The following is a 4846-nucleotide window of genomic DNA, read 5'->3' as shown; positions in this document are numbered from 1 at the left end:
TTACGGCCTTGTGGGCGACCTCTTCACCATCCTCCCCGAACTGAAGGATGAGTTGACCAAAGGCGGTCAATAAGGTCCGAAGCAACGGTAGAGGCAGCACAGCCGCTCGAACCGTCTTGAGCAGCATGAACGTTGATTGGCAGGTTACGATGAGCATAGAAATCAAAACGGTTGGCGTGATCGGCGCGGGACAGATGGGCAGCGGGATCGCCCAAGTCTGCTCGCTCGCGGGTTTCAACGTCCTGCTCAACGATCTCTCGGAGGATCGGATAAGCGCTGGCTTGGCGAATATCCGTGAGAGTACTGCGCGCCAAGCCTCTAAAGGGGTGATCTCCGCTTCTGACCACCAGGCGGCGCTTGAGCGGATCACGCCGGCGCGTTCCTATAATGATCTCTCCAACTGCGACCTCGTCATCGAGGCTGCCACGGAGAAGGAGGAGGTGAAGAGCCAGATCTTCACCGCTCTCAGTCCCTCGCTCCGCCCGGATGCGATGCTCGCCACCAATACCTCGTCGATTTCGATTACGCGCCTAGCGGCTGCAACGGACGGACCGGAGAAGTTCATCGGCATTCACTTCATGAACCCGGTGCCGGTGATGCAGCTTGTCGAGCTGATCCGTGGCATCGCTACCGAGGATCCGACTTTCGAATCGGCGAAGGAGTTCATCGGTCGCCTCAAAAAGACGGTGACGGTCTCGCAAGACTATCCGGCCTTTATCGTCAATCGCATCCTGCTGCCCATGATCAATGAGGCGATTTACGCACTGTATGAAGGGGTGGGTTCAGTGGATGCGATCGATACAGCCATGCGGCTCGGCGCCAATCATCCCATGGGACCGCTGCAATTGGCCGACTTCATTGGCCTCGACACCTGTCTGTCGATCATGCAGGTCCTCCAGAATGGCTTGGGTGATCCTAAGTACCGCCCCTGTCCACTCTTGATGAAGTACGTCGAGGCCGGGTGGCTCGGCCGAAAGACGAAGCGCGGCTTCTATGATTATCGTGGCGAGACGCCGGTTCCGACCCGCTAAGAGCGGACGGGTATCCCGTTACAGGCTGAACGAGGGTCAAATTGTACTCCGTGTCTGCCAAGTGACTAGCGCCTCAAACATACTGTTCGTTAGGAGCCACACCCCTCCATCCGAATTGCAGAAGGACTGTTAGAGAATGAAGATCGGAGCACTGAGAGAGATTTCTGCGGGCGAGAGCCGAGTGGCGCTGACGCCCGACTCTGCGCTCCAGCTGCAGAAGTTGGGGCATGCCTGCGTGATCGAGGCAGGAGCAGGCGAGAAGGCCGGGTTCTCTGATGCCGCTTACACTGCGACCGGCGTTGAAGTTCTGGCGTCCGCCCATGCGGTGGCCCATTCCGTTGATGTGGTGGTGAAGGTACGCGCTCCCGAGCCGGCGGAAGCCGCGATGCTGCGCGAGGGGCAGACCCTGATCTCGTTCTTCTGGCCAGCCCAGAACGGTGACCTGTTGGAGCAGGCGAGGGAACAGGGCGCGACGGTCATTGCTATGGACATGGTGCCGCGCATCTCCCGCGCGCAGAAGATGGACGCGCTCTCGTCCATGGCCAACATCGCTGGCTACCGGGCCGTGATTGAGGCTGGCAACAACTTCGGCCGCTTTTTCACCGGCCAGGTTACCGCCGCCGGCAAGGTGCCCCCCGCCAAGGTGCTGGTGGTGGGTGCAGGTGTGGCCGGTCTGGCGGCGATCGGCACGGCCACCAGCCTGGGTGCCATCACCTATGCCTTCGATGTCCGGCCCGAAGTGGCCGAGCAGATCGAGTCCATGGGCGCCCAGTTCGTGTACCTTGAGTTCGAAGCGGCGCAGGACGGCGCTGCCACCGGCGGCTATGCCGCGCCGTCCAGCCCCGAGTTCCGCGAGAAGCAGCTCGCCAAGTTCCGCGAACTCGCGCCGGAAATCGACATCGTGATCACCACCGCCCTGATCCCCGGCCGGCCCGCGCCGAAGCTGTGGACGGCCGACATGGTCGCGGCGATGAAGCCGGGCTCGGTCATCGTGGATCTCGCCGCAGAGCGTGGTGGCAACTGCGACCTGACTGTGCCGGACGAGAAGGTGGTGACGGAGAACGGCATCACGATCATCGGCTACACGGATTTCCCGAGCCGCATGGCCGCCCAAGCCTCGACGCTGTACGCCAACAACGTCCGCCACATGCTGACGGACCTGACGCCGAACAAGGACGGCGTCATCCACCACAACATGGACGATGACGTGATCCGCGGCGCAACGGTCACGCACCAGGGCACGATCACCTACCCGCCACCGCCACCCAAGGTGCAGGCGATCGCGGCTGCTAAACCGAAGGAGAAGCCCAAGGAGCTCACCCTGGAGGAGAAGCGGGAGCAAGAGGCGGCTACCTTCAGGAGCCAGACCAAGACACAGGTCGGGCTGCTCGTAGCGGGCGGTCTGCTGATCGCGCTGGTGGGCGCCTATGCGCCGGCGAGCTTCATGGCCCATTTCATCGTCTTTGCCCTTGCCTGCTTCGTCGGCTTCCAGGTGATCTGGAGCGTCAGTCACTCCCTGCACACCCCGCTGATGGCGGTGACCAACGCGATCTCCGGCATTGTGGTGCTGGGTGCGCTCTCGCAGGTTGGCTCCGGCAACTGGCTCGTGGTGACACTGGCCTCACTCTCCTTCCTGATCGCCACCATCAACATCGTCGGCGGCTTCCTGGTCACGCGCCGGATGCTTGCCATGTTCCAGAAGTCATGAGGATCGTCCGATGAGCTTTGGTCTTGTCTCTGCCGCCTATGTGGCGGCCGCTGTCCTGTTCATCCTGTCGCTCGGCGGCCTCTCGGGCCAGGAGAGCGCCAAGCGTGCCGTCTGGTACGGCATTGCCGCCATGGCGCTGGCGGTTGGCGCGACCATGTTTGGGCCAGGGGTGGGCAACTATGCGGTCATTGCCGCTATGCTGGTGATCGGCTCGGTCATCGGCTGGTATGTGGCCAAGAAGGTCGCGATGACCGAGATGCCGCAGCTGGTGGCAGCCCTGCACTCCTTCGTTGGTCTCGCCGCCGTGCTCATCGGCTTCAATGCCGATCTCGAGCTCACCCGGGTGCTCGCCCTAGACGAGGCCTCGCGGCAGGCGCTGACCGGCTTTGCCGACGTGCTGGCGCACAAGAGCGGGGTCGAGGTCTCTATCTTGCGGGTGGAGGTGTTCTTAGGCGTGTTTATTGGCGCGGTGACCTTTACCGGCTCCATCGTCGCCTTCGGCAAGCTCGCGGGCAAGCTCGACGGCAAGGCGAAGAAGCTGCCCGGCGGCCACGGGCTCAATGCCGGGGCTGCGCTGCTCTCGCTCGTCCTGCTGGTACTGTATGCGCAGGGGGCGGGCATCTGGGCTTTGTTGCTGATGACGCTGCTGGCGTTCTTCATCGGCTATCACCTGATCATGGGCATCGGCGGCGCCGACATGCCGGTGGTGGTCTCGATGCTCAACTCCTACTCGGGCTGGGCGGCAGCGGCGATCGGCTTCACGCTCGGCAACGACCTCCTGATCGTCACCGGCGCCTTGGTGGGCTCATCAGGCGCGATCCTGAGCTACATCATGTGCAAGGCGATGAACCGGAGCTTTGTCAGCGTGATCTTAGGGGGTTTTGGCGCCACCACGGGTCCGGTGATGGCGATTGCCGGCGAGCAGATCGCCATCGATGCCGATGGGGTGGCGACTGCCTTGGAGGAGGCCGATAGCGTCGTGATCGTGCCGGGCTACGGCATGGCAGTCGCTCAGGCGCAGCAAGCAGTGGCCGAGCTCACCCGCCGCCTCCGGGCCAAGGGCAAGGACGTGCGCTTTGCCATCCATCCGGTGGCCGGCCGCCTGCCAGGGCACATGAACGTGCTGCTGGCCGAGGCGAGGGTGCCGTACGACATCGTGCTGGAGATGGACGAGATCAACGAGGACTTCCCGAACACGGACGTGGTGATCGTCATAGGCTCGAACGACATCGTCAACCCGGCAGCCCAGGAGGACCCGAACAGCCCGATTGCCGGCATGCCGGTGCTGGAGGTGTGGAAGGCCAAGCAGGTGTTCGTCTCGAAGCGCGGGCAGGGGACCGGCTACTCCGGGATTGAGAACCCGCTGTTCTACAAGGAGAACACCCGGATGTTCTACGGCGATGCCAAAGCCAGCATCAACCAACTCGTCCAGGCGATGTGAGGCGCTGGTGCGGGAGCTCAAAAGGCGAGCCTGCAACTGGCGACTTCAGCAGTTGGCTCGATTGACCAGGTGAGGTTCGTGCGATTCACTGTCACTGACTGGGAAAGGATATGCCATGTCAGCTAAGTGCCCGAGCTACGCGGAACCATTGCTGAGTGTGAAGTGCTACAGCGTCGATATCGAAAGTTCAGGCGCCCTGCAAATCGGTACGGTCTATGCCTGCCCGGCGTGCTCTGCTGCCATCACCGTCTCACTAGGCGCGCCGCCTATTGTAGCTGGGACCATTTTGGAAACGGTGACGGATGTTTCAGTTGACCTGAAAGACGCACATCCGCCTCTACCGCAGTAGCCCCAGCGTCTCAGCGTCTCAGCGATGCTCTCGTCAACGAAGACGGCGCAACCGCGATCTCCGAACGTTTAGAGTCGTTCGACATAGCTCAGGGTCAGTTGACCCTGCTCGGCCACCCAGGTGCGCAGTTCCGCCTCCAGGCAGCTTAAACGCCTAGGGAACTGAACGGAAATGGCCTCGTGAGATGAGGCGCGTTCAGCTGATCCGGACCTCAGCGGATCAGAACGCGAGGCGCTCTGCGGGCGTTGTCACGTTATTTACCGCCAGTTGCAGTAAGACCGATTTGGCCCCTGGGCAGGCTCAAGCAGCAATGTTGG

General features: G+C 62.2%; 3 protein-coding genes. All 3 read left to right on the top strand.

Annotation, left to right across the window (positions count from 1 at the left end; translation table 11 throughout):
* The first annotated feature begins 149 nt into the window (after positions 1-149).
* The 3 genes from JKG68_RS31090 (at position 150) to JKG68_RS31080 (ending at position 4180) form a co-directional block, all read left to right on the top strand.
* Positions 150-1031, top strand: coding sequence for a 3-hydroxybutyryl-CoA dehydrogenase (locus JKG68_RS31090; RefSeq protein WP_202066174.1), 882 nt, complete (start codon positions 150-152; stop codon positions 1029-1031).
* Positions 1032-1167: 136 nt separating this feature from the next.
* A complete protein-coding gene (locus JKG68_RS31085; protein ID WP_202066173.1) occupies positions 1168-2739 on the top strand; it encodes a Re/Si-specific NAD(P)(+) transhydrogenase subunit alpha in 1572 nt (523 codons plus the stop codon).
* 10 nt (positions 2740-2749) lie between these two features.
* Positions 2750-4180, top strand: a complete 1431-nt coding sequence (locus JKG68_RS31080; RefSeq protein WP_202066172.1) for an NAD(P)(+) transhydrogenase (Re/Si-specific) subunit beta — start codon at positions 2750-2752, stop codon at positions 4178-4180.
* The last annotated feature ends 666 nt before the right edge of the window (positions 4181-4846 follow it).

This window comes from Microvirga aerilata (genome assembly GCF_016743775.1).
Taxonomy (GTDB): Bacteria; Pseudomonadota; Alphaproteobacteria; order Rhizobiales; family Beijerinckiaceae; genus Microvirga; species Microvirga aerilata.
The sequence above is the reverse complement of the archived record's forward strand: the minus strand, read 5'-3'. Positions and strand labels throughout refer to the sequence as shown.

Bases quoted from the DNA above. Each gene is read 5' to 3' on its own strand.
- JKG68_RS31090 (WP_202066174.1), top strand. From the start codon at position 150: ATGAGCATAGAAATCAAAACGGTTGGCGTGATCGGCGCGGGACAGATG.
- JKG68_RS31080 (WP_202066172.1), top strand. From the start codon at position 2,750: ATGAGCTTTGGTCTTGTCTCTGCCGCCTATGTGGCGGCCGCTGTCCTG.
- JKG68_RS31085 (WP_202066173.1), top strand. From the start codon at position 1,168: ATGAAGATCGGAGCACTGAGAGAGATTTCTGCGGGCGAGAGCCGAGTG.